22 protein-coding genes are annotated in these 24,721 nt (G+C 63.1%); 14 read left to right on the top strand and 8 right to left on the bottom strand.

Translation table 11 applies throughout. The features are described 5' to 3' along the window. Window positions 1-52 precede the first annotated feature (52 nt). On the top strand, window positions 53-1,219 hold the full coding sequence (locus WBA38_RS16170) for a zinc-binding dehydrogenase (RefSeq protein ID WP_424296201.1): 1,167 nt from the start codon (window positions 53-55) through the stop codon (window positions 1,217-1,219). 218 nt (window positions 1,220-1,437) lie between these two features. On the opposite strand, the gene WBA38_RS16165 is transcribed toward WBA38_RS16170, so the two are convergent. After that, a complete protein-coding gene (locus tag WBA38_RS16165; RefSeq protein WP_424296199.1) occupies window positions 1,438-1,866 on the bottom strand; it encodes a hypothetical protein in 429 nt (142 codons plus the stop codon). A 312-nt stretch (window positions 1,867-2,178) separates the two neighbouring features. Between WBA38_RS16165 and nrdF the strand changes: the two genes are divergently transcribed. After that, complete coding sequence (nrdF, locus tag WBA38_RS16160; protein ID WP_424296197.1) at window positions 2,179-3,180, top strand: class 1b ribonucleoside-diphosphate reductase subunit beta; 1,002 nt, start codon at window positions 2,179-2,181, stop codon at window positions 3,178-3,180. A gap of 78 nt (window positions 3,181-3,258) precedes the next feature. Here nrdF and WBA38_RS16155 read toward each other — a convergent pair whose 3' ends face one another. From WBA38_RS16155 to WBA38_RS16145, 3 genes are read right to left on the bottom strand one after another with little or no spacing between them, the layout of a single operon-like run. After that, on the bottom strand, window positions 3,259-4,023 hold the full coding sequence (locus WBA38_RS16155; RefSeq protein ID WP_424295483.1) for an SWIM zinc finger family protein: 765 nt from the start codon (window positions 4,021-4,023) through the stop codon (window positions 3,259-3,261). 13 nt (window positions 4,024-4,036) lie between these two features. Beyond that, window positions 4,037-6,913, bottom strand: a complete 2,877-nt coding sequence (locus WBA38_RS16150; protein WP_424295485.1) for a DEAD/DEAH box helicase — start codon at window positions 6,911-6,913, stop codon at window positions 4,037-4,039. A gap of 44 nt (window positions 6,914-6,957) precedes the next feature. Next, window positions 6,958-7,998, bottom strand: coding sequence for an ABC transporter substrate-binding protein (locus WBA38_RS16145; protein WP_424295487.1), 1,041 nt, complete (start codon window positions 7,996-7,998; stop codon window positions 6,958-6,960). A gap of 220 nt (window positions 7,999-8,218) precedes the next feature. Here WBA38_RS16145 and ctaD point away from each other — a divergent pair, with 220 nt between their 5' ends. From ctaD to serB, 3 genes are all read left to right on the top strand, one after another. Next, window positions 8,219-9,928, top strand: coding sequence for a cytochrome c oxidase subunit I (gene ctaD / locus WBA38_RS16140; protein ID WP_424323120.1), 1,710 nt, complete (start codon window positions 8,219-8,221; stop codon window positions 9,926-9,928). Window positions 9,929-10,272: 344 nt separating this feature from the next. Then, window positions 10,273-11,400: a polysaccharide deacetylase gene (locus WBA38_RS16135; RefSeq protein WP_424293389.1), complete on the top strand. Its 1,128-nt coding sequence runs from the start codon at window positions 10,273-10,275 to the stop codon at window positions 11,398-11,400. A gap of 108 nt (window positions 11,401-11,508) precedes the next feature. Further along, window positions 11,509-12,729 carry a phosphoserine phosphatase SerB gene (gene serB, locus WBA38_RS16130; protein WP_424293388.1) on the top strand — a complete coding sequence of 407 codons (1,221 nt, stop codon included), beginning with the start codon at window positions 11,509-11,511 and terminating at the stop codon, window positions 12,727-12,729. Window positions 12,730-12,735: 6 nt separating this feature from the next. Here serB and WBA38_RS16125 read toward each other — a convergent pair whose 3' ends face one another. Both WBA38_RS16125 and WBA38_RS16120 read right to left on the bottom strand, forming a co-directional pair. Continuing rightward, a complete protein-coding gene (locus WBA38_RS16125; protein ID WP_424293387.1) occupies window positions 12,736-13,464 on the bottom strand; it encodes a peptidyl-tRNA hydrolase in 729 nt (242 codons plus the stop codon). A gap of 30 nt (window positions 13,465-13,494) precedes the next feature. Further along, entirely contained in the window at window positions 13,495-14,529 is a 1,035-nt protein-coding gene (locus WBA38_RS16120; protein ID WP_424293386.1) for an LLM class flavin-dependent oxidoreductase, read from the bottom strand. Between the two features lie 75 nt (window positions 14,530-14,604). Between WBA38_RS16120 and WBA38_RS16115 the strand changes: the two genes are divergently transcribed. Then, window positions 14,605-15,441, top strand: a complete 837-nt coding sequence (locus WBA38_RS16115) for an ABC transporter ATP-binding protein (protein WP_424293385.1) — start codon at window positions 14,605-14,607, stop codon at window positions 15,439-15,441. Between the two features lie 91 nt (window positions 15,442-15,532). After that, a complete protein-coding gene (locus WBA38_RS16110) occupies window positions 15,533-16,363 on the top strand; it encodes an NUDIX hydrolase (protein WP_424293384.1) in 831 nt (276 codons plus the stop codon). Here the strand turns inward: WBA38_RS16110 and ligD are convergent. After that, window positions 16,360-17,346 carry a non-homologous end-joining DNA ligase gene (gene ligD, locus WBA38_RS16105; RefSeq protein WP_424293383.1) on the bottom strand — a complete coding sequence of 329 codons (987 nt, stop codon included), beginning with the start codon at window positions 17,344-17,346 and terminating at the stop codon, window positions 16,360-16,362. The genes WBA38_RS16110 and ligD overlap by 4 nt on opposite strands. A 92-nt stretch (window positions 17,347-17,438) precedes the next feature. Here ligD and WBA38_RS16100 point away from each other — a divergent pair, with 92 nt between their 5' ends. From WBA38_RS16100 to WBA38_RS16070, 7 genes are all read left to right on the top strand, one after another. After that, on the top strand, window positions 17,439-18,227 hold the full coding sequence (locus tag WBA38_RS16100; RefSeq protein ID WP_424293382.1) for an enoyl-CoA hydratase/isomerase family protein: 789 nt from the start codon (window positions 17,439-17,441) through the stop codon (window positions 18,225-18,227). A gap of 13 nt (window positions 18,228-18,240) precedes the next feature. Then, window positions 18,241-19,251 (top strand): class I SAM-dependent methyltransferase, encoded by a 1,011-nt coding sequence (locus WBA38_RS16095; RefSeq protein ID WP_424293381.1) that lies wholly within the window; start codon window positions 18,241-18,243, stop codon window positions 19,249-19,251. A 110-nt stretch (window positions 19,252-19,361) separates the two neighbouring features. Then, window positions 19,362-20,579, top strand: a complete 1,218-nt coding sequence (locus tag WBA38_RS16090) for a THUMP-like domain-containing protein (RefSeq protein WP_424323119.1) — start codon at window positions 19,362-19,364, stop codon at window positions 20,577-20,579. Between the two features lie 148 nt (window positions 20,580-20,727). After that, the gene (locus tag WBA38_RS16085) at window positions 20,728-21,294 is read left to right on the top strand and encodes a transporter substrate-binding domain-containing protein (protein WP_424323118.1); all 567 of its coding nucleotides are present in this window, start codon (window positions 20,728-20,730) and stop codon (window positions 21,292-21,294) included. A 63-nt stretch (window positions 21,295-21,357) separates the two neighbouring features. Then, window positions 21,358-21,639 carry a hypothetical protein gene (locus tag WBA38_RS16080; protein WP_424323117.1) on the top strand — a complete coding sequence of 94 codons (282 nt, stop codon included), beginning with the start codon at window positions 21,358-21,360 and terminating at the stop codon, window positions 21,637-21,639. Continuing rightward, on the top strand, window positions 21,639-22,610 hold the full coding sequence (locus tag WBA38_RS16075; protein WP_424294123.1) for an alpha/beta hydrolase family protein: 972 nt from the start codon (window positions 21,639-21,641) through the stop codon (window positions 22,608-22,610). Before WBA38_RS16080 ends, WBA38_RS16075 begins: the two co-directional genes overlap by 1 nt. 53 nt (window positions 22,611-22,663) lie before the next feature. Continuing rightward, window positions 22,664-23,167: a hypothetical protein gene (locus WBA38_RS16070; protein WP_424294124.1), complete on the top strand. Its 504-nt coding sequence runs from the start codon at window positions 22,664-22,666 to the stop codon at window positions 23,165-23,167. 106 nt (window positions 23,168-23,273) lie between these two features. Here WBA38_RS16070 and WBA38_RS16065 read toward each other — a convergent pair whose 3' ends face one another. After that, entirely contained in the window at window positions 23,274-24,605 is a 1,332-nt protein-coding gene (locus tag WBA38_RS16065) for a PQQ-binding-like beta-propeller repeat protein (protein ID WP_424323116.1), read from the bottom strand. Between the last annotated feature and the right edge of the window lie 116 nt (window positions 24,606-24,721).

Raw genomic sequence — 24,721 nt, 5'->3', positions numbered from 1 at the left:
CTCATCGGCTGCGTGCGGTGAACTGGCGGCACGGCAGTCTACGCTCAACGACATGAAAGCAGTCGTATGCGAGCAGGGCGAACTCACCGTGACCGACATGGCCGACCCAGTTCCAGGCAAGGGGCAAGTGCTCCTGAACGTCACCCGGACCGGCATCTGCGGCTCCGACCTGCACGGGCGTCATCACGCCGACCTCGTCGCCGACGTCGCGGAGAAGGCAGGCTACCCGCACCTCATGCGCATGGACCAGCCGATCGTCATGGGCCACGAGTTCGTGGGTACCGTCGCCGCCTACGGCCCCGGCTGCCACAAGCGGTGGAAGCCGGGCACACGGGTCGTTGCACTTCCGATGGTCGACAGCGACACCGGCCCGCACCTTCTCGGGCTGTCTGAGAAGGCCCCGGGTGCCTACGCGGAGAAGGTCGTCGTCCAGGAGTCAATGACGATGCTGGTCCCGGACGGGCTCCCCGACGACGAGGCGGCACTAACGGAGCCGATGGCCGTCGCATGGCATGCAGTGCGACGCGCTGAACGCGGCCGCGGACAGGCCGCTGTCGTCATCGGCTGCGGGCCGATCGGGCTCGCTGTGATCGCCATGCTCAAGGCCTCGGGTGCGAAGAAGATCATCGCCAGCGACCTGTCGTCGCGCCGCCGCGAGCTGGCGCGCGAACTCGGCGCCCACGTGGTCGTCGACCCGCGCGAGACGGACCCGTTCGACGCGTACAAGCCCGGCCGCAACGAGACCCGATCGGTCACCGACCTCGTCGGCGTCGCCCTCGACACGATGGGCAAACTCCGGATGGTGCCGGGACCCGTCCCGTGGTGGCAGGCGTTCCGTCTTGCCGAGAAGATCGGCGAAGTCCCGGCTGGCCCCGTCGTCTTCGAATGCGTCGGAGTCCCCGGCATGATCGACCAGATCATCGGCACCGCGCCGCTGCGTTCCCGTGTGGTGGTGGTCGGCGTCTGCATGGAGCCCGACTCGTTCACCCCGTCGATGGCGGGTACCAAGGAGATCGACCTGCGGTTCGTGTTTGGCTACGATCCGGGCGAGTTCCGCGACACCCTGCATATGATCGCCGATCGCAAGGTGGACGTCCGGCCGCTGATCACCGGTGCCGTCGGCCTAGACGGGGTGGACGCCGCGTTCACTGCGCTCGGCGACCCCGAGGCGCACGCCAAGATCCTTATCGATCCGTCCAGCGACCGCCTGAGGCCCTGATCGGGCGGAAACGTCGGACCGAGCCGAGACGATGTCACTACCAGTGGCGCGGATCGACGCCGCAGATAGAAGGAGGTTCCGATGGAGGTATTCAACGCGCTGTCCAATGCGGCGGCCCAGTTCATGATGGGCGGCGACTGGATGTACTGGCTCAGCGAGGCAGGTCGACTCCTCGGCCAGTGAGTCATAGCCTCCCGGGGACGCCAGCTGGGTCTGAGCTAGGGATTGACCTTCTCGATGATCTGCATCCCGATGACGACGCCGATGAAGGTAATCACGAGGCCGATGAGAGGCCAATAGAAGAACATGCGACGTCGGACAGTGGAGACGATCGTTCCGATGAGGGCGGTCAGCCAGGCTAAGCCGACCGCCACCCAGATCGACATCATGGCGGGACCGACCAGGTCCTCACGGCAGTCTGAACCGGTGAAGCAAGCGTCGGTCGCCATGGCGAAGAAGAAGCTGTAGAAGACCGCGAGGCTGCCGAACCCGAGGAGGCCAAGCCAGGCGAGCGTCCCAATGACCACATCGATGACGACGGTCGTGCTGCTGCGCGGACTGCGACCCGGCGGGGCCGGGTCTGTGTTGGGATCGCCGTACGGTTGCGGCAGTGGGGCTCCCGGAAGAGCCGATGATGAGTTGGTCATCGAGGGGGCCTCTCGTTGGCTGGCGGCACCGGTATCAAGATCAAGAATGATTGTTCCTGCCGAGGTGCCGATTTGGCGAGAAATTGCGCCAGCTGTGGACAACTGAATGACCGTCCCGAAATGTATGAAAACGAAGCCGCGCCACACGATCTCGTGGTCGCTACTCACAGGTGAATTCGGAACGACGTGGGGCTGGTGTCGGGCATCCGTGTGACTCTCTGCAGAACACGCTTGTAGGACTCTTCGAGGCGGCGCCGCGGAAGGTAGGGTGAGTTCGAAGTTCCATGCTCTTTCCTTTCTATGCGAGGTGCCATGTCTGAGTTCGCCCACAGTCCCGCCGATGGTGCACCGGTCAAGCTGGTGAACCGGGTTTCAGCCATTAACTGGAACCGGATCCAGGACGACAAGGACGCCGAGGTGTGGGACCGCCTGACCGGCAACTTCTGGCTGCCGGAAAAGGTGCCGGTGTCGAACGACATTCCGTCGTGGGGCACGCTGACCGAATACGAGAAGACGCTGACGATGCGCGTCTTCACCGGACTCACCCTCCTCGACACCATCCAGGGCACCGTCGGTGCGATCTCGCTGATCCCCGATGCCGCGACCCCGCACGAAGAAGCGGTGCTGACGAACATCGCGTTCATGGAATCGGTGCACGCCAAGAGCTACAGCTCGATCTTCTCGACCCTGTGCTCCACCAAGGAAATCGACGAAGCCTTCCGCTGGTCGGAAGAGAATGAGTACTTGCAGCGCAAGGCTCGGATCATCATGGATTACTACCGTGGCGACGACCCGCTGAAGCGCAAGATCGCGTCGACCCTGCTGGAGTCGTTCCTGTTCTACTCGGGCTTCTACCTGCCGATGTACTGGAGCTCGCGCGCCAAGCTGACAAACACCGCAGACATGATCCGCCTCATCATTCGCGACGAGGCTGTCCACGGCTACTACATCGGCTACAAGTACCAGCGGGCCCTCGAAGTCGAGACCCCTGAGCGTCGCCAGGAACTGAAGGATTACACCTTCGAGTTGCTGTTTGAGCTGTACGACAACGAGACCGATTACACCGAAGCCCTCTACGACGAGGTCGGACTCTCCGAGGATGTCAAGAAGTTCCTCCGCTACAACGCCAACAAGGCCCTGATGAACCTGGGCTACGAGGCAATGTTCCCGAAGGACGAGACCGACGTGAACCCGGCGATCCTGTCGGCACTCTCGCCGAACGCCGACGAGAATCACGACTTCTTCTCCGGCTCCGGTAGCTCCTACGTCATCGGCAAGGCCATCAACACCGAAGACGACGACTGGGATTTCTAGCCCGGCTGGTCAACCCATGCATGTGCCCCGTGACCGAATCGGTCACGGGGCACATGCATGGGTTGACCGCCCAACGCGTTACCGCCGTCGTTCCAGCACGTCGTAATACATCGCCAAGTCGTCGAGGGCTTCGGCTACCTCGGTCAGGGGAACACCCGTGGCGCGCAAGGCCTGTCGTAGCAGGGTCGGGTCTAGGAGGGTGAGCGGATCCATGGCCGGGAACGACGGCACCGGGGGCGGCATCAGATGATCGCCGAAGGGGTCGTCGGCGATCAACGTGCCGGACGTGGACTCGTCCGGTTCACCGGCATCGTCGGCTTCGTCACCCTGCGCCTGGGCGAGCAGTTCTGGCAGGTCGGTACCCATCACGGTGAGCAAGGTGGTTGGGCGACGGTCAATTTCGGCCGCCACTTCAAAGGCCACGGCCAGCACGTGCGTGCAACGGGGCGCGTCATCGGGGCACGAGCAATCCGACATCACGTCGGCCGCCTCGGTCGGCGCGATCAAGTTCCCGAGCGCGGCGGGTTGCTCTCCCCGAGCCAAGGCCAGCAGATCGTCCACCGAGCCGGTCTTTTGCAGTAGCGAGATCACGGTCTCCGGGTCGACGGTCCGCATGTCCAGGCGAACATCGAACGGATCGAGTTGGCTGCCACGCACCGATCCGGTGACTGAGCCGTGCGAGATCTCCAAGCCATCGACGTGGCGCTCCCGAAAATAGCGTCTCGCGCCGGTAATTCGACGATGGTCGGCACCGGCTTCGACGACCCCGACGAAGGCCCGAGACCAGCCGGTAATGCCATAGCCTCGGACCGGAGGTTTCGACCTCCGCCTGCCGGGACTCATGCTGTACCCCGCATCATTCCGACACCGCGTCTTCCCGCAACGCCAACAGATCCATCAGCGTGTCATCGTCGAGATCGCTGAGCCAGGATTCGCCAGTGCTGACCGTCAACTTCGACAGTTCGCGTTTGGCGACCACCATTTCGTCGATCCGTTCCTCCAGCGTTCCGACGCACACGAACTTTCTGACCTGCACGTTGCGTGTCTGCCCGATCCGGTACGCGCGGTCGGTTGCTTGGTCTTCGACGGCCGGATTCCACCAGCGGTCAACGTGAATAACATGGTTGGCGGCCACCAGATTCAGGCCGGTGCCGCCAGCCTTCAACGTGGCGAGCAGGATCGGCGGCCCGTCGGGACGGGAAAACCGCTCCACCATGGCGTCGCGCTGCTCCCGCGAACTTCCACCGTGCAGCACGGGGACCGGTGTCCCGAGGACCGGTTCCAACCACTCCGACAGCAGTTCCGCGAACGCGGCGAACTGGGTAAACACCAGTGCGCGATCACCCTCGGCGATCAACGTCGTTAGCACGTCGATCATCAACTCGACCTTGCCGGAACGATGATTCCCGCGCCGCAACATTCCCGACCCGTCGCCCAGGTAATGCGCCGGATGGTTGCAGATTTGCTTGAGCCGTGTCAGTGCAGCCAGTACGGTGCGTCGGCGTGGCCCGCCCTGTTGACTGTCTGCGAGTGCCTCGTGCAATTCGTTGAGTACCGCCTGGTACAGGCCAGCCTGCTCGGTCGACAGGTTGGTGCGGACCAAGAGTTCAGTCTTGTCCGGAAGGTCGGGCACAATTGCCGGGTCGGTCTTCTCGCGCCGCAAGATGAATGGTCGCGTCACCGACGACAGTCGTGCGACGGCGCGCGGATCTCGGTCGCGCTCAATCGGTTCGGCAAACCGCGCGCGGAAGCTTGAGGCACTGCCCAGCAGACCCGGATTGACCAGGTCGATCACGGCTCGCAGATCCTCAAGACGGTTCTCAACGGGTGTCCCCGTCAACGCGATTCGAGACCGCGCGGGTATGGCGCGCAAGGCCTTTGCCGCAGCAGTGTGCACATTCTTGACGTGTTGTGCCTCGTCGACGACGAGTTCGTGCCAGGGGAGGGCTGCCAAGGAGGCCCGATCGCGCGCCAGCGTGGCGAACGTTGTCAAGACGACGTCCGGATGGGTATTGCTGATGCGGTTGGCCGACCGTCCCGCACCGTGATGCACCACCACCCGCAGGTGCGGGGCGAACGTCGACAGTTCCCGATGCCAGTTACCAATCACCGACATGGGGCACACCACCAACGCTGGCGGCACCACCACCTCCGCGTCTGCTCGTTCCCGGTTGGCGGTGATCAGGGCGATCACCTGAACGGTTTTGCCGAGGCCCATGTCGTCGGCCAGCACGCCGCCCGCGCCGATCTCGCCCAGCGCTGATAGCCATTCCAGTCCGCGCTGCTGGTATGGCCGCAACTGAGCTTTGAGCGTGGTGGGTGCGGTCAATTCCGGAGGCACAAAGACGCCGCGAGTGGCGATGTCGTCGAGCCAACTGAGGCCCGACACGGCACCGACCGGGACCGGAAGCGACTCGTCGAGGTCGGTCACCATCGCCAGCAGATCGGCCATGGTGAGCGCGTCGTCGTCGGACTTCAGTGCGCGTTGAGCCGCAATGTACGACGCTGCGCGGTGTAGCGCGGCCCCTTCGGCTCGGAGCCATTTGCCCCGCAGGCGAACCAAATCGCCGCTCTGGGACGCCAATTCGTCGATGTCGGCCTGGGAAAGTTCCGTCGACCCGGTGCCGCTGCCGAGCGCCAGTCGCCATTCGAAATCTGAGATCTCGTCGAGTCCAACAAAACCGGGACGCGCCCCGCCGCCCGGCGTCTGCTGCGCCCTGATCGACAGCGACGGGGTTACCGCGGCAATCGAGGACGGTAGCAGCACATTGATTCCCGCCGTTTGCAGGTCGCCAGCACCGCGCGCCAGGAGTTCGTCGACGACGGCGGTGGAGAGGAGAAAATCGAGGCTGTGTGGATCGGCTTCCGCACGACTGAGTTCACCAAAGGCCTGCATGGCAATGGCCAACTCAGTGGTGACGGCGTCGAGGTCGTGGGCATCGGTGCGATGCGGGACCACCGGCTGTAACTCGCCGGTCGGCGTTTGCAAACACACTTCTAGGCGCCACCGAACTTGCTCGGCCGGGGTAATGGGGCCTTCGGGATCGTCCGGCGGCAGATGCAACCGCATCACCACGGCCGCTTTGCCTGGGCCTGCGGTGCCGAGCCAGTCGTGCCAGGCCTGGGTGCTCCTGGCCCCAATATCGGCTGTCAGCAGGTTGGCCGATCGGGACGCGAGTCCGGCAATCAGTGGCACGTTCGACGAGGCGTCGGCAGCCTCGAGGATGCGGCGGCACTCATGGTCGAGGGTCTCGGCCACAAAGTCGCTTAGGCTATGCCGGTCGGCGAGAGCCCGGGGTGCCGATGCTTGCGCTACCGCCAGCCAGCTATGCCAACCGGGTGAAGGCGTTGGCAGCCAGCGCATCTCGTGTTCGCCGCCAACAAGTGTGACGCTCGGTGCCGCGGAGCCCGAGGCGATGTAGGCGCGGACGCCAGACAACAGATAGCGGTAGTACCCGATGTCGCCGCCCGCAGGCAGGTGCTCGCATCGGTCGAGAAGTTCCACGGCAGTCCGCACCCCGAGGCCCGTCGCAGGAAAATACCGGCGCGTGCCGTCCGCGTCGGGAAAGTCGACGGTGTGCCGAAGTTTCCGCTTCCCAAGCAGATCGATCAGGGACTCGGGCAGGTTGACACTTTCGCCGAAAACGGCACCTGACTCCGCGACTACCCCGAGGCCGGCATCGGGCCACACCGCAAGACCGAGGCCGGGCACCCACCGCACCCGCAAAGGCACCTCGCGGCCTCGGTGTTCGGCGATAGTCGTCTCCGGGTTAACGGCTATCCTCCCGAACTGCTGTTGAGCGAGTCCTTCACATCGTTGAGGACAAGCCAGGCCGCCGCGAGACCAGACGATCGGTACCAAATGGTGTCATTGACGGACAAGACACGAGTCCACGTGGGGGCGCCCATGTCGAGCCAGCGGTCACTCATCTGGACTTCTTTGCCGCGTGCCAAGCCAGCATCGCCGTCGTAACTGACATAAATAAGATCTGCATCAGCATCGGTGAAGTTGGTGTCGGTCGCCGGAACAGTTTCCGGGGTTCGTTGCGCGGTCGGCCGGGTCACCCCGATCTGCGCCAAAATCTGCGCTCCGAACGACGACGTGCCTTCGATAAGTTCGGCGTCACCGGTGAATCGGACCAGGGACACCTCGCTGTGGGGCGCATCCAGCACTTGGCCGATGCGCGCTGCTTCCTTGTCGAAGTCGGCGAGGCGATCATTCGCCGCAGAGGTCCGGTTAACGGCCCCTGCGACGTTGCGGAACGATTCCTGCCAATCGCCGGCAGGTTCGACTGTCACCGTTCTCGCGCGACCGAGCGCACCGGTGTCGGTCAGTGCCGCCAACTTGTTTGCCGTCGCGGGGGAGGCGATCACCAATTCGGGCGCTGCGTCCTTGACCGCCTCGGCGCTCGGCGCGTCGCCCAGTGCCGGGATTGCCGTCAACTGCGGGCCGAGATACTCCGGCACAGATCCAGGGTTCGCCGTGATGCCCTTCACCTGTGGGCCCATCCCAAGCGCGCACAGGGCATCCAGCAGAGCCGGGTCGGTGACGACAATCCGCGTCACATCGGCTTTACCCGCATCCGGGGCCGTCGGAGCCAGGCACGTTTTGCTGTAATCGCGACCTGGGTTAACCACGTTTACCTCGGCAATCCGGGTCACGGTCGTCGAAATGATCGAACCGTCCGGGGTGCGGAGGAGGCCATCGTCACTCGCGCATGAACTTAGGCCGACTGCCAGCGCGGCGGTCGCGGTGAGGGTGGCCGCGCGGCGCAGCGAAAAGTTCGGGCACGGAAATCTGGTGAGCTTGAATGACACTCGCCCACGCTAGCATCGACGACTCGCTGCGAATGGGGGCTACCAGCAACGATCACGCGGGGCTAATGTGGAAATACGACAGAACGTAGGACCCAGTCGGAATAGTGCTCCGGTCTGGTTTACGATCAGTACGTAGCGCTAGCGCCAGTGTTGGCACGACAGCAGCGATTTGGGCCGCAATGCCCAGATGTCGGCCAGTGGCGCCGAGGAGGAGGAATCTGTGACCGCGGTAGACCAACCGACGACCCGGCTTGAGGCGGAAAGGCCGTATCCGGCCCGCGTCAAGCCCAAGGGCTCGTTCTTCTACAAGCTCATCACGACAACCGATCACAAGATGATCGGCATGATGTACATCACCACCTGTATCGCCTTCTTCCTGGTAGGCGGACTGATGGCGCTGCTCATGCGTGTAGAACTGACCCATCCGGGCCTTCAGTTCCTCTCGAATGAGCAGTTCAACCAGTTGTTCACCATGCACGGCACGGTGATGCTGCTGATGTACGCAACCCCGATCGTGATCGGCTTTGCCAACTTTGTTTTGCCGCTCCAGATTGGCGCGCCCGACGTGGCATTCCCGCGTCTGAACGCGATGGGCTACTGGTTGTTCCTCTTCGGCAACCTGGTCGCCCTCGGTGGCTTCCTGACCCCGGGTGGTGCCGCTGACTTCGGTTGGACCGCCTACACCCCGCTGACCGACGCTGTTCACGCGCCGGGCATGGGCGCCGACCTGTGGATCATGGGTCTGGGTGTTGCGGGTCTGGGCACCATCCTTGGTGCGGTCAACATGATCACTACCGTCGTGTGCTTGCGCGCACCGGGCATGACCATGTTCCGCATGCCGATCTTCACCTGGAACATCCTGGTGACCAGCGTCCTGATCTTGCTGATCTTCCCGCTGCTGACCGCTGCTCTGCTTGGCCTGGAAGTTGACCGCCAGTTCGGCGCTCACCTGTACGACCCCGCCAACGGTGGCGTCATCCTGTGGCAGCACCTGTTCTGGTTCTTCGGTCACCCCGAGGTCTACGTCATCGCGATTCCGTTCTTCGGCATCGTCTCGGAGGTCTTCCCGGTCTTCTCCCGTAAGCCCACATTCGGCTACTCGGGCCTGGTGTACGCAACCCTCGCTATCGCCGCACTGTCGGTGGCCGTCTGGGCTCACCACATGTACGTGACCGGCTCCATCCTGCTGCCGTTCTTCTCGTTCATGACGTTCCTGATCGCCGTCCCGACGGGCGTGAAGTTCTTCAACTGGATCGGCACCATGTGGAAGGGTCGAATAACGTTCGAAACCCCGATGCTGTTTGCCATTGGCTTCATCGTCACCTTCCTGTTCGGTGGCCTGACCGGCGTTCTGCTCGCCAGCCCGCCCTTGGACTTCCACGTCTCGGACACCTACTTCGTGGTCGCGCACTTCCACTACGTCCTCTTCGGCACGATCGTGTTCGCCACCTTCTCGGGTATCTACTTCTGGTTCCCGAAGATGACCGGACGCATGCTCGACGAGACGCTCGGCAAGTGGCACTTCTGGTTGACCTTCATCGGCTTCCACACCACGTTCCTGGTCCAGCACTGGCTCGGTAACGAGGGCATGCCGCGTCGCTACGCCGACTACCTGCCGTCGGACGGTTTCACCACGCTGAACATGATTTCGACGCTCGGCGCGTTCATCCTGGGTCTGTCGACCCTGCCGTTCGTGTGGAACGTCTTCAAGAGCTACCGCTACGGCGAAGTTGTCACCGTCGATGACCCCTGGGGCTTCGGCAACGCACTCGAGTGGGCCACCAGCTGCCCGCCGCCGCGCCACAACTTCACTGAGCTGCCTCGCATCCGCTCGGAGCGCCCGGCATTCGAGCTGCACTACCCGCACATGGTGGAGCGCATGCGTTCCGAAGCCCATGTCGGTTGGGGCAGTAGCAACGCCAACCACTAGTCGGTTTGCGCTAGTGGAGTAGAACCACTGCAGTCAGGCCCGTCCGAGGAAACTCGGATGGGCCTGACTGTTTTTGCATCCTGTCTTTGCATCCATGGCGAGAAATTGATGGGAAAGTGTCGTCTGATTGTGCGGATCGGCCAGATTGGTGAGTTATCTATTGGAGTTACCGGTGATGTCGGCTACTTTCAGACTCAATAGAGCGTTGTCCCAACGTTTGCTCGACGATCACCGAACTGCAGAGGCGTGCCCGGTTGATGGCAGTTCAGAGCTGACGCCGACTATCGAGATAGGCCGCTGGCATTTCCGGAGATTCTTCGCGCACCCGCTTCATTGCGGCAGTTGTGGCCGCAATTTCACTGTTCGTCAGTGGATGTGCTCCGTCGTTCAAGGCTGAGGCCGCACCGCTTGAGTCGACTTCCACGACGCCTGCCGTGGTGGCACCAGCGCTGCCAACGCGGGTCCCGTCCAACGTTCCGATGCGGAAGTTGGCACCGGGGGAGAAGCCGCCGCAATTCGTTCTGTTTTCTTTCGACGGCGTGGGCGTCTCACCGAACTGGGATGAGTTTCTGAAGGCTGCCGAGGAGTCCGGAGCCCGGTTCACCGCGTTGATGACCGGGCTGTACTTCCTCACCGACCGAGCGAGCAAACGGTATCGGGGACCGGGGCATCTTCCCGGCGAGTCGGCACTGCCGTTCGGAGGCACGAGAAAAGAAGTCCGCGAACAGATCGGCTACTTGAACCGCACCTGGTACGCCGGTCACGAGATGGGCACCCACTTCGTCGGCCACTTCTGTGCTGGCACGAAGTACCCCGGTAAAGACTGGACAGCCGGTGACTGGAAGAACGAACTCAACCAGTTCTTCTCGCTCATGCAAAACTGGCGTCGCAATACCGGCATCAACGACGGTCCTGACCTCGCATTTGGTCCGGGGGCGGTCAAAGGTGGCCGAACACAGTGCCTTGAGGGTTCTCCAGAGAAACTCTTTCCGGCTCTGCGCGCCCACCAAATGACATGGGACTCATCGATGCCCGCGGCGAAGCCCGGCATTTACTGGCCGTCGAAGACCCGCGGAATCTGGGAATTTCCGGTGCCGTACGTCTACTCGCCTGCGTTGAAGGCTCGGCAAACCGCGCTCGACTTCAATTTCTGGATGACCTATAACGGCGCAAAAAACACACCGAAACAAGCGCCCAAGATCAGCAGAATGGTCCGCGGGACTTACAACTACATGTACAAACGTGCCTACGCGGGCAACCGGGCACCGATTGTCGTCGCCAACCATTTCAACGACTGGAGCGGAAACGCGTTCAATCCGGCGACCTGGCAGTTCATGCGTGATGTCTGTGGCAATCCGGAGACCATTTGCGCCACCTACACCGATCTGGTCTCCTGGCTGGAACTACAGGATCCGGCAGTTCTGAAGGAGCTTCAGGGACTGCCTCCGGTGGCGGTCGACGCAAAAAGCTGACGAAGGGCCCGCACCCGAGTTCTCCGCACCCCGAGGTACGTTGGCGCGTTCGATTGCTTTGGCTGACCTCCCCGCGCAGTTCCCGAACCGACCGGCCATACTTGACTGGTGGAATTGATCGATTCGAAGCGCACGGTGCTCATCACGGTGAGCGGTCCCGATAAGCCCGGTGTCACCTCGTCTCTCATGGGAACCCTGTCGTCGGTCGGTGTGGACCTGCTGGATGTCGAACAGGTTGTCATTCACAATCACTTGACGCTCGGTGTCCTTGTGGCGACGGCGGGCGATCTGGATGACCTCCAAGAAGCGGTGTCGATTCAGATGGATCAGCGTGGGATGCAGGTGGAGATCAATTTGGATCCGCCGGGCAAGGCGCTGGCGCCGTCGACGCACGCTGTGGTCTTGCTCGGACGTCCGATCTCGGCGCTCGCGTTCAAGGCAGTGGCGGGCGAACTGCATTCGTGCGGTGCCAATATTGATTCGATTCGCGGCATCGCTGACTATCCGTTGACGGGTCTCGAACTTATGATCACCGTCGGCTCAAGCGGTGACGCGCTGCTCCGCGAATGCTTGGGCGCGGTCGCGGCGAAGCATCCGATCAATATTTCAGTGGAACGCAGCGGCTTGGCGCGGCGCGCTAAGCGCGTCATTGTCTTCGACGTCGACTCCACCCTGATCCAGGGTGAAGTCATCGAGATGCTGGCGGCAAAGGCTGGCCGCGAGGCGGAGGTCGCGGCGGTTACCGAAGCGGCGATGCGCGGCGAACTCGACTTTGCGGATTCGCTGCACGAGCGAGTCAAGGCGCTCGCTGGGCTGGATGAGGACGTGATTGCGAACGTCGCCGCATCCCTCGAGCTGACCCCGGGGGCTCGGACCACGATCCGTACTCTGAATCGACTCGGCTACCACTGCGGTTTGGTGTCGGGTGGATTCCGCCAGGTCATCGAACCCCTAGCGGAAGAGCTGGGCATCGACTTTGTCCGGGCCAACACCCTGGAGATCGTCGACGGCAAGTTGACCGGTCAGGTGATCGGTGAAGTGGTCGACCGTCCGGGTAAGGCCCGTGCGCTGGCGGCCTTTGCTGAAGAGCGGGGCGTCCCGATGGAGCAGACCGTCGCCGTCGGTGACGGTGCCAACGATATCGACATGCTGACCGCCGCCGGATTGGGCATCGCTTTCAATGCGAAGCCCGCACTGCGCGAGGTCGCCGACACTACCCTCGACTACCCCTACCTCGATGCCGTGCTGTTTATGTTGGGCGTGACCCGCGAGGAGGTCGAGGCAGCCGACAGCGCGGACGGCGGGATCCGCCGGGTCCCCATCGACTGACGACAACTAGCGGGTCGCGATAACCGATATCGAACCGGGAGCAATCTCGGTGAAGCCTGCGTCATGGACGGCGATCGCCTCACCGCGGTCGGCGGCCTTGCTGAGCGTGGCCCACCTGTCTTTGCTGGGGAGCGCGACGTCGAGAGGGCAGCCAGCCGTGTACCAATCGTCGGCCTCCTGCTCGGTCATTAAACGGACGCCGAGCATCGACGCATGTCCAACCTGAGCGGCAAGCTTGCCGACAGTCATGTCCAGGTATGGATTGACCCAGAGGATCAGCCCGCCGGTCGGGCCGGGTGAGGCGTCGTCGCCCGGCAGCTCACCTTCGACGTCGGTGCCGCCGATCTGGAGTTTCGACACCCGCTTGTCGACGTCGCCGATCCGGCTCGGCACGTACGCCCGTGCCGCTGCCCCGCCGTTCTCTGCGGTGACACCCGGAACATCTTGTGCGGCAACCCAATGTGCGCCGCGTGCCCGGCGGGCGATCTTGCGAATCCGGGCGTCGGTCCAAGCATCCATGGCCCCAGCCCACTCGCCCTCGGCCGCAACCCGAGGATCCAGGCACAACTGTGCAACCGCACGTGCCGCCGCCACCAGCAGTTGATGCCGGTCGGGTGGGGTGGCCTTCTCGATATGCAGTGCCATCTGCATGGCTTGCACATTCTCCGGGTCTTCGGGGTCGTCGTACCTGCCGAGATCGGCGACGAGACGCCGGTATTGATCGCTTACCTGCACGAGATCGAGGCTACAGAGCGCAACCGGGACCTACGCCTCGAGTGCCGGGGCTAGCTTTTCGACAGTCCCAAACCAGATATCGCGGTCATTGGCGAGGGGTGCGAGAATCAACTCGTCGGCACCGGTATGGGCGGTGAACCGGTCGAGGTCGGCGAGGACATCGTCGGTGGTGCCTACCGCGGCGTAGTGCAGCATCTCGTCGACCTGCGCGCCTTGGGGGCCATCGAGCAGCATTTCGGCCTCATCGTCGGTGAGGTTGCGTCCCCGATTAAAGAGGAACTTGATGCGCTGCAGTTTTGCCTCACGTAGTTGTTCGTGGGCCAGCGCCGCATCGTCGTCGGCGATCACGGTCACCGCAGCCATCACGTACGGCTCGGTGGCCCCACCGTCGGGCAGTTCGGCCGGACGGAAGTCCTGGCGGTAGATCGCAATTGCCTGTTCTAGCGCCCGGGGCGCAAAATGTGAGGCAAAAGCGTAGGGGAGACCCAGCGTGGCGGCCAACTGTGCACCAAAGAGTGACGATCCCAGAATGTAGAGCGGCACGTGAGTGTTGGCTCCGGGGTTAGCGATTACCCCGTGGACGGATTGGCCAGCGAAGTACCGCTGCAATTCGACGACATCGCCGGGAAAGTTCTCCGATGTTGCAGGTGTGCGACGCAATGCGGTGAAAGTGGGGGCGTCGCCGCCGGGAGCACGACCCAGTCCCAAATCAATGCGGTTGGGATGCAACTCGGCGAGGGTGCCGAACTGCTCGGCGATGGCGAGCGGTGAATGGTTCGGCAGCATCACTCCGCCGGCACCGAGGCGGATTCGAGAAGTGCGTGCGGCCATGTGCGCGATCAGCACTGCCGGTGCCGCCGAGGCAATCGCGGGCATGTTGTGGTGCTCGGCGTACCAGAGGCGCTGATAGCCGGTCCCGTCGGCAAATTCGGCGAGGCGTTGCGAATGCTTCAACGATTCGGCGACGGTCTCGCCAGGTCCTACCTGGGCAAGGTCAAGAAGCGAATACGGAACACGCGAGGCCGGCGAGGACTGAGATTGGGGAGAATTAACGGTTTCGGTCACGCTAGATTCAGCCCGCGACGACACGTTTGTATTCCGCTGCGCCGAAACAGTGACGGATCCGGCAACATGGAGGTCGTGACCGAACTGACTTCTGACCCCGACCTCCTCATTGACTTTCGCGACGTGGAATTGATCCGCGGCGGGAAAACGCTTGTTGGGCCGGTGAATTGGCAGGTCGAACTCGACGAGCGGTGGGTCATCATCGGACCCAACGGCGCGGGTAAGACCTCACTGTTGCGCATGGCCGCGGCCATGGAGTTCCCCACTCGCGGCGACGCCTTTGTGCTGGGCGAGCAACTTGGTCATGTTGACGTGCGGGAACTCGCGGTTCGGGTTGGTGTCGTCAGCTCGGCGATGGCCGGGCGCATCCCCGCCGACGAACTGGTCTCCGATCTGGTGATTTCCGCTGGGTACGCAGTGCTGGGCCGGTGGCGCGAGGAGTACGACGAGACTGACCGCGAGCAAGCCACCAACATTCTGGAGTCGATGGGGGCTGAGCATCTCGCCGACCGCACCTTCGGCACCCTGTCCGAAGGTGAACGCAAGCGAGTCCTGATTGCGCGCGGATTGATGACCGACCCCGAGATGCTGCTGCTCGACGAACCGGCAGCGGGCCTGGACCTCGGTGGTCGTGAAGAACTCGTCGACCGTCTCAGCAACCTCGCGCAGGATCCGGACGCGCCCGCGCTGGTGCTAATTACCCATCACGTCGAAGAGATCCCGCCGGGCTTCACCAACATCATGATGCTGTCCGAGGGTGGGGTCACCGCACAGGGACCGCTCGACGAGGCGCTCACCGCTGAGAATCTGACGACGACTTTCCGTCAGAACATTGCCCTGACCGTCGAGGACGGTCGCTACTTTGCCCGCCGGGCTCGTCGTGCCGGTGGGCATCGCCGGGCCGAGGGATAGGGTTCTGATCCGCAGTCGCAAGGGCCGGGTTATGGTCACATCACCGAACCGAGCGCTTGCTCGGTGCTGATCGTGGTTTAAGGAGTTAGCGATGTTCGTGGAAAACGAGTCGGAGTCGGTGCCCCTGCGGGATGCGTCGACCGTGGTGCTGGTTCGCGACTCGAACGATGGCATCGAGGTGTTCCTGCAGCGCCGCGTGCAGCAGATGGCGTTTGCCGGCGGCATGACGGTCTTTCCCGGTGGTGGCGTCGACGCCCGCGATCGCGACGCCGAAATCAGTTGGGCCGGACCCGATGTGACGTGGTGGGCGGAACAGTTTGCCGCCGATGTCGAATCCGCGCGAGCTCTGGTGTGTGCAGCCGTCCGCGAAACCTTTGAAGAATGCGGCGTGCTCCTCGCGGGCACCGAGGACTCCGTCTACGACGACCCCGCGTCGCTGGCCGACGAACGGGATCGGCTCGTCAGCAAGGACCTATCGTTTGCCGAGTTCCTCACCAAGCACGACCTCGTCTTGCGGACTGATCTGCTTGCTCCGCTGTCGCATTGGATTACCCCGAAAAACGAACGCCGTCGCTACGACACCCGCTTCTTCCTCGCGGAACTGCCCGCCGGGCAGACCGCGGACGGCGAAACGACCGAAGCGGAATCGACCGGCTGGCAGACCGCCGAGCAGGCGCTGCGTGATTGGGACAACGGTAAGCACTTCCTGTTGCCGCCTACCTGGTCACAGCTTCGGACCATCGCAGGCTTTTCGACCGTTGCCGCGCTGATGGGCGCCAAGCACGTCATTGAGCCCATCGAGCCGCGAATTGCCGACCCGACAGGTATCCACGGCCTGCAGTTCGCGGACTCCGGCGAGTACTTGAAGTCGCTCGGGGACGGTCGCATGGACCAGCTGAAGAACACCAACGCGCCAAGCTAGTCCGACTTCGCCCTGTCGGTGTTTTTCCCGTCGGCTCCGTCGCGTTGCGCCCATTCCAACAGCGTGTCGAGGCGGTAGGCGGTGTCGTTGATGCCTGCGTGCAGGTCGCCGAGTTCGGCGTAGCGCGCTGGCATGGTGGCGACAGTGAAATCGTCGGGTTCGGCGACATCAATCTCGTCCCAACACAATGGTGCCGATACCGTGGCTCGAGCATTTGCGCGGATCGAGTACGCCGCGGCCATGGTGTGGTCGCGGGCGTTTTGGTTGAAGTCAATGAAGACGGCCGCCGGATCACGGTCTTTGCGCCACCAGGTCACGGTTGCATCATGGGGGAGTCGTCGAACTATCTCGGTGCCGAAGGCGAGTGCGGCCCGGCGAACGTCGGCAAACTCCCACTCGGGTTCGATGCGAACGTAGATGTGGAGTCCGTGGCCGCCGGAGGTCTTCGGATAGCCGACGATGCCGAGTTCATCGAGTACTTCGTGGACCACCCCGGCCACGCGACGGACCCGCGCGAAATCGGCATCGGGCATGGGGTCCAGATCGATCCGCCATTCGTCGGGGTGCTCCACGTGTGTACGTCGCGAGTTCCACGGGTGAAATTCAACGGTCGCCATCTGGACCGCCCATAGAACGGCGGCCGGTTCGGTAACGCAGAGTTCTGAAACGGTCCGCTCATAGCGGGGGAAAAAGATATCGACCGTCTGTATCCAGTCCGGCGCACCGGCAGGCAATTTCTTTTGGTGAACCTTCTTCTCAGCTGTCCCGCGCGGAAAGCGGTGCAGCATGCAGGGTCGCTCAAACAGGGCTCGCGTGATGCCGTCAGCGACGCTCAAGTAGTAGTTCACGAGGTCGAGTTTGGTGTGCCCGGCCTCGGCGAAATAGATCCGGTCGGGACTGCTGATGCGAACATCGCGCAGAATCCCGCCCGGGCCGGGCACTTGTACGACTACCGACCCGTCGCCCTTCGTGCCGTCACCCATCCCGTCACACTATGCTTCTGCGGCGCATTCTGGTGTCACATGCGAACTGGCCAGTTGGGATGCGGACCTGACTTACCGGTAACCTGCCTGTCATGCCTGAGTTTGTAACCTTGGAAACGTCCGACGAGCATCCCGGAGTCGGGACGATTCGTCTGAATCGTCCGCCGATGAACGCCTTGAGTCGTCAGGTTCAGAACGAACTCGCGGCAGCTGCCGACGAGGCGAGCGTCCGCGATGACATCAAAGCCGTCGTCATCTACGGCGGCCCCAAGGTGCTGGCCGCTGGTGCCGACATCAAAGAACTCACTGACCTTTCATACGCCGACATGGCGAAGATCGCGGGCCGCCTGCAGCGGGCGCTCGGTGCGATCGCCGAGATTCCGAAGCCGACCGTTGCCGCTATCACCGGCTACGCGCTCGGCGGTGGCCTCGAAGTGGTCCTGGGGGCCGACCGTCGCATTGCTGGCGATAACGCCAAGCTCGGCGTGCCCGAGGTCCTGCTCGGGGTGATCCCCGGCGGTGGCGGCACGCAACGACTGGCTCGCCTCATCGGACCGTCGCGCGCCAAAGACCTCGTCTTTACCGGACGTTTCGTCGGTGCCGAGGAGGCCTTGGCAATCGGACTTGTCGACCAGGTTGTGGCACCCGACGACGTGTACAACGAGGCCTTGAAGTGGGCTGGTCAGTTCTCGGGGGCCGCCTCGATGGCGCTCGCCGCCGCAAAACGTGCCATCGACGCTGGTCTGGATGTCGATCTCGCGTCTGGCCTTAAGATTGAAGAGCAGGTGTTCGCCTCCCTGTTTGCCACCGACGACCGCACGATCGGCATGGAGTCGTTCGTTGCCAATGGGCCCGGCAAAGCCCAATTCACTGGAAAGTAGGGAAAGACCAGACATGACCGCCATCGACGATCAGAACACCGCCGATTCGGCCGCCTCGAGCGACCAGGTCGATCCGGCCCCGAACCCGCACGCCAGTGCTGAGCAGGTCCAAGCCGCCTTCAACGACACCAAGCTCGCCCAGGTGCTGTACCACGACTGGGAAGCCGAGAGCTACGACGACAAGTGGTCGATCTCATTCGACGAGCGCTGCATCGACTACGCGCGCGGTCGCCTCGACAAAATCCTGCCCGACGCACCTCTCCCGTACGGCCACGCTATGGAACTGGGCTGCGGTACCGGGTTCTTCCTGCTGAACCTGATGCAGTCGGGTGTCGCCACCAAGGGCTCGGTCACCGACCTGTCGCCCGGCATGGTGAAGGTTGCGCTGCGTAACGCTGAGAACCTCGGCCTGGACGTCGACGGTCGTGTTGCGGACGCCGAGTCGATCCCGTACCCGGACAACACCTTCGACCTCGTCGTCGGTCACGCCGTGCTGCACCACATTCCGGACGTCGAGAAGTCGCTCCGCGAGGTGCTACGCGTCCTGAAGCCGGGCGGTCGTTTCGTGTTCGCCGGTGAGCCGTCGACCTACGGTGACTTCTATGCTCGCTGGATGAGCCGTGCCACCTGGTGGATCACCACCAACGCCACCAAGCTCGGACCCTTGAAGAGCTGGCGCCGTCCGCAGGCCGAACTCGACGAGTCCTCGCGTGCAGCAGCACTCGAAGCGGTCGTCGACATCCACACTTTTACCCCCGACGATCTGGAGCGCCTCGCTACCAACGCCGGTGCAGTGAAGGTGGAGTCGGCATCGGAAGAGCTCGCAGCTGCGATGCTCGGCTGGCCGGTCCGTACTTTCGAGGCTGCTGTCCCGCAGGAGAAGCTGCAGTGGCGTTGGGCGCGTTTCGCGTTCGGCGGCTGGAAGCGGATGACTTGGCTCGACGAGAACGTCCTCGACAAGGTGGTCCCGAAGGAGTTCTTTTACAACCTGCTGATCACCGGCGTGAAGCCTGAGCCCAAGTAAGCCAGAGCTTTAGCTTTTCCAAGCGGCATCGGACTCCCAAGTCCGGTGCCGCTTTGTTTTCTCCCCGGTACGCGACCTCCGTCTGCGGTCCCGCAATCTACGCTTGGCTGGTGGGTTATGACTTCAGCTACGACGACGTCGAGTTCTTGCGATCGGCCGCCGGTACCGAGGCGCTGACGCAAGCGGCTGGGCTGGTGTTGACTCCGGCGTCGTTGTTGCAGGAAATGCCGACGCTGCGCGCCAACTATGGCGATCGTGCCGCAGCCGTCGTCGAGACGGTCCTGGTCCGGCGTCGGGCCGGGGTGAAGCTTGAGCACGCCGACCGCATTCTCGCCACTGATGCGGCGCTGCAACAGGCCACCGCAACAGTCGTCGCCAGGCATCGCGCCGCCGACATTGCCGCGCGCCACCCCGGGGCGGTCGTACATGACGTGACATGCTCCATCGGTTCCGAGCTCCTGGCGCTGACAGGCAACCCGGGCATCGGTGGCGTGATCGGTAGCGACATTGACCCGATCCGGCTATCGATGGCCGACCACAACCTTTCCGTGAGTGCCGGAGTGCCCCGGGTGTTGCTGCGGGGCGACGCCCTTACTCCGACATCGACCGCGGATGTGGTGTTGGCCGATCCGGCGCGCCGAAATGCGCGCGGACGCACCTTCCGGTTCGACGAACTGGTCCCACCGTTGCCGGATCTGCTCGCCGCGTATGAAGGGCGGTCGTTGGTGGTGAAGTGCGCCCCGGGCCTGGATTACGACCTCCTGCGCGAACGGTTTGGGTTCGAGGGTCAGGTTCAGGTGGTTTCACTCGACGGGGGAGTGCGCGAAGCATGCCTGTGGAGTCGGGTCGATGGCCCGCAACGGCGCGCGACTGTCCTGCGCGGTGAGGGTGGCCTTGAAAGTGGGAGCTTCGAGATCACCAGTGACGACCCCGATGACATTGACGAGCCCGGAATCGGCGAGTGGATCGTCGACCCCGATGGGGCGGTCGTGCGCGCGGGCCTGGTGCGGCACTACGCCCGCCGGCACGGCCTGCGACAGTTGGACCCCCAGATCGCCTATCTGACCGGCGACTCGGTGCCCGCCGGAGAACGTGGATTTCGGGTGATCGATCAGTTGGGGGTGACCGAGAAGGTGCTGCGGGCGGCGCTTGCCGCCCACGATTGCGGCAGTCTAGAAATCCTGGTTCGCGGCCTCAATGTCGATCCGGACCAGTTACGGAAGCGATTAAAGCTTAAGGGCACAAAGCCACTGTCGTTGGTTATGACCAGAATTGGTCGGGCGGGCACCGCCTTTCTTTGCGAGCCGGGCTTGCGTTTTCCGCATTGACCGCTGGGAACTGCATTCTTCCGATTTGCAACGTCAAATTTGTGTCTTTGTTAGCGTTGCAGGCAATTTCGTCATTCATTTCCGAATGCCGATGAACCTGTTGGTGTGGCGCCAAGCTGCATCCTCAATTTGCTAGTGAGGCAACGGAATGCGGATTGGGTTGCGGTGGGCTGGTATCGCGCGATTCGGTGCGATTGTGCCGTTGGTTTTGGCTGTGGGTGCCGTCGGATGCAGTACTGAGACCACGCCGTCGGAGTCGACATCACCGCAGTCCTCGGCTGCAGTCGCGCCGCTGGACGTTGCCGCTCTTACCGCGCGGTTGCCCGAGCGGATTCGCCAATCTCGAACGCTTACTGTCATCACCAGTACGCCGTTCGAGCCAATGGTGAATTCTGTCGACGGAAAGCTCACCGGCTTCGATATCGATATGCTCACCGCGATTGCTAACGCGCTCAGGTTGCGGACGCAGTTTCAGGACCAAGAATTCTCCGGAATCATTTCCGCTGTCCAGAATGGTCAAGTCGACCTCGCCTCTCGAGGCATCTTCGATACGGCCGAGCGAGAAAAGGTCGTCGACATGGTGACCTACTTCCGCGCTGGCACGCAGTGGGCCGCGATGTCGACGGACATCAACCCCAACGAAGCCTGTGGCACAACGGTCGGTGCCGAGGCTGCGACAACCCAGTCGACCATCGAACTCCCTGCCAAGTCTTAGGCGTGCGAAACCGTCGGTGAGGAGCCGATCAAGATCGTCGAGTTCAGTTCCGAAAGGGCGGCGATGGAAGCGCTCGTCGCGGGGAAAGTTGATGCCGTGTCGGCGGACTCGCCGGTGACGCTGTATGCCGCCGAGCGGTCGAATGGGGCCATCAAAGCAGTTGGTCAAGCCTTCGACACGCTGCCGTACAGTTTGCCCGTCGCGAAGGGGTCCACGCTTGGGCCCGTACTTCAAACGGTGGTCCAGTACCTGATCGACTCGGGCGAGATGCGCACGATCGCCGAGCGCTGGGGGATCGAGAACGGGGTCATCGAGACCTCACTGATTAACGCGGCGGTCCACTAATGCGAAACACGGTGCGGCACCGGCTGATTGCCATCCTGTTGACCGCGACGATGGTCGTCGTCGGCGGGTGTTCCTCGACGGACACGCCAGGGGTGCCGCCAGCGCAGAAGGCGGATCCCGGCAAGGCTGCAGCCGACTTCGCAAAAGTCGAGGCCTCCACGAACGTCGACGCCAAGCGGTATCTGTACCCAACAACCACCGGCACCCGGGATGACGATCAGAACTGGGTTGACCTCTTTATCCCGGAGGGCGACCATGCCGATTCGTCGGTCCCACTCGTCATTCTGATTCACGGGGGTGGTTGGCAATCGGAGATCGGTGCGGACTCGTTCGTGAACTTCGCTCGCCGCCTTGGTGAGCGTGGGCTGGCCGTCTACAACGTGGAGTATCGCCGGGTCGGTGCGGGCGGAGGATGGCCGACGACCTTTGCCGATGTGGCGGCTGCCCTCGATTACGTTCCGGCGGTGAAGGCCGCTAACTCGGCGATCGATACCGATGACGTGGTGGTCGCCGGCCATTCGGCGGGCGGGCAGTTGGCGATGTGGTCGGGAACGCGGCATCGCCTGGAAGACAACGAAGTGGGCGCCAAACCGAAGTTTCGCCCGGAGAATGTCATTTCCCTCGCCGGGCCCCTCGATATGCGGAAGGCCGTGGCGATGGGCGACAAATACATCGAGGGCGTCATGTCCGCAAGTCCCGACGAAGCCCCTGAACGGTACGCGATGGTGGATCCCATCCAGAACATCGATCCAAGCATTCCCACCATTGCCATCGCTGGTGACCGCGACCATGTGGTTCCGGCGGTGCTCGCGCGCAATTACGTGGCCGCAGCGAGGAAAGCCGGTGCCAAATCCGAGTTCATCTCGATTCCGGGCGGCAATCATGTCAGCATTGTTGACGTCAACAATGGCCAATTCATGACCGTATTGGAGACGATAAGCCGGGCGGCATTTACCGCCCAACGTGACTGAGTGAACGGCAGACCGAGAGCTGGAACAAACCCATCTGTTTGAGGAGTTTTTCGATGAACGTGAGACAGTCTGGGCTCGCTGCGGGCCTGTTTGCCATGGCGCTGTTAGTTGGTGCGTGCGGGTCCGGTGATTCAGACACGACGACCTCGTCGGCGAGCAGTCCAACGACAGCGGCTTCGGCAACGACGACCACGATGTCTTCGACGCCCGCAGTCACCACTCCGCAGAATCCGAAGCCGGAAGCGTCGAACGTTGCGCCAGTTCCAGCACCGCATCACACGACCCCTAAAGCCCAACCAGAGCAGGACGATGATCCGGGTGGGCATCCGTGCACCGATCAGAGTGGTGCACCCGGTTACCTGATTCCGGGGTCTTCTGGCGGGTGGGTTTGCAACATCACTGGTGACGCACCGCAGGCCACGACACAGCCGCACGCCACTCACGACGATGATCCGGGCGGGCATCCGTGCACCGATCAGAGTGGTGCACCCGGTTACCTGATTCCGGGATCCTCCGGCGGCTGGGTTTGCAACATCACGGGCGACGCACCCCGATAGGGACGCACCCAGTAAGGACGAAACCCGGGGTAGCGATCACGGACAAGAAAGGTCCGCCCAGCCATTTTTGGCTTGGGCGGACCCTTTTCGTCCAGCGGAATGCCTGCTAGTCGGCGGCGTAGTAGTAAACCTTGCCGATGTTGGTCGTGACAGCGAGCTGGCCGTAGGGCGACACGGCGACGCCGGTCGCGAAGCCCTTCGCTTCGGGCATCGGCAGGGTGCGCTTGGTTTTGCCGGTCTTGGTGTCGATTTCTGCGAGGGCCAATTCCAGTTCGGGGCCCTGACGAATAACGGCCCACGCGGTTCCTGAGGCGGTCACCGTTGCCAGTCCCGCCGTCTGCAGGTCGTCGCGTCGGGCTACCTCGGTGGCCTTGTCTCCATCGTCGTGCAGCATCACCAGCGGCGCGCCGATGGTGCCAGCCGGAATGATGAGGCCGTCGGGGGAGACGGACATGGTGCCGAAGCCGTAGCCGCCATTGTCGTAGCTCCAACGGACAGTGCCGTTGGTAGCGTCGAGGGCGTAAATCTTGCCGTCGCGACCGAACGCGTAGACAGTCTTGCCGTCGTTGGAGGAAACCGGAGGTCCGACGACACCGCCGGGCAGGTCGGCGACCCACGCATCAGTCACGACGTCCTTGCCATCGACCTGCGCGTAGCTTAGGGCCTTCACCTGCGACGCTTTCGCGCCCTGCGGGAAGAAGTTCAGGAAGATCCGCTTGCCCGCCCAGTCGACCGCAGGGGGCGCAGAAATGGCGCATCCCGGACCGCCGGACACACAATCGCCGAAGCCGGTCAGCGGATCGGTTGCGACATTCGACCACAGGTCGCGGGCCGGAGCGGCGAGGTCGCCGTTCTGAGAGTTGGCGATCAGCACGCGGCCCAGCGAGGTCGTGATCAGAATGCGGCCGGGGCTCACAAACTTGGCCGACGTCGGAACACCGGGAACGTCCATCCGCCAGCGGATAGGGCCGCCGCCGGTCAGCGCCAAGAATTTGCCGGGCTCACCGATGTACGGCTGAGTGAACTGGTCGACGACGGGAGCGTTGCCCCAGAAGCCGTCCTTCATCCGCTTGCAGAAGTTCTTACGGCCCGCGCGGTAATCGAGCACCAGGAAGTTACAGCCGTTCGGGGTGCGGGCGGTGACGAGGACATCGCCGCCACCGTTCATGACGGTCGGACTGGTGACGGGGCCGCCGGTGGGTCGCGTCCACGACAGCTTCAGGTCGGCAGATGGAGCGGCCGGGCTGTAGTTGCTGTTGCCACTGTTACCGCCGTACGACGACCATCCGGCAGCCGGGACCGATCGGACGTCGATATGGCCATCGGAGCAGGATGTAGCCACCAGTGCGGCCAACGTTCCGAGTACGGCGATCCGTCCGATCGCGCGCAAGCGTCGACGTGCGGCCTGGGTCATCGTGCTCCGATCATCCTTTGACATGCGCGGGGAAGCTTAGGTCTCATGGCTCCACGCTCGGGCACGACTCTATCTGGTCGGGTGAATGCGCCTGCATTAACACCATGGGTGAGGCGCTGGGCGCACCGGTGCGATGGGCG

The organism is Gordonia sp. (in: high G+C Gram-positive bacteria) (assembly GCF_049647785.1).
In the GTDB taxonomy this organism is placed as follows: Bacteria; Actinomycetota; Actinomycetes; order Mycobacteriales; family Mycobacteriaceae; genus Gordonia.
Note: the sequence above shows the minus strand (reverse complement) of the source record. Positions and strands in the feature narration are given on the sequence as shown.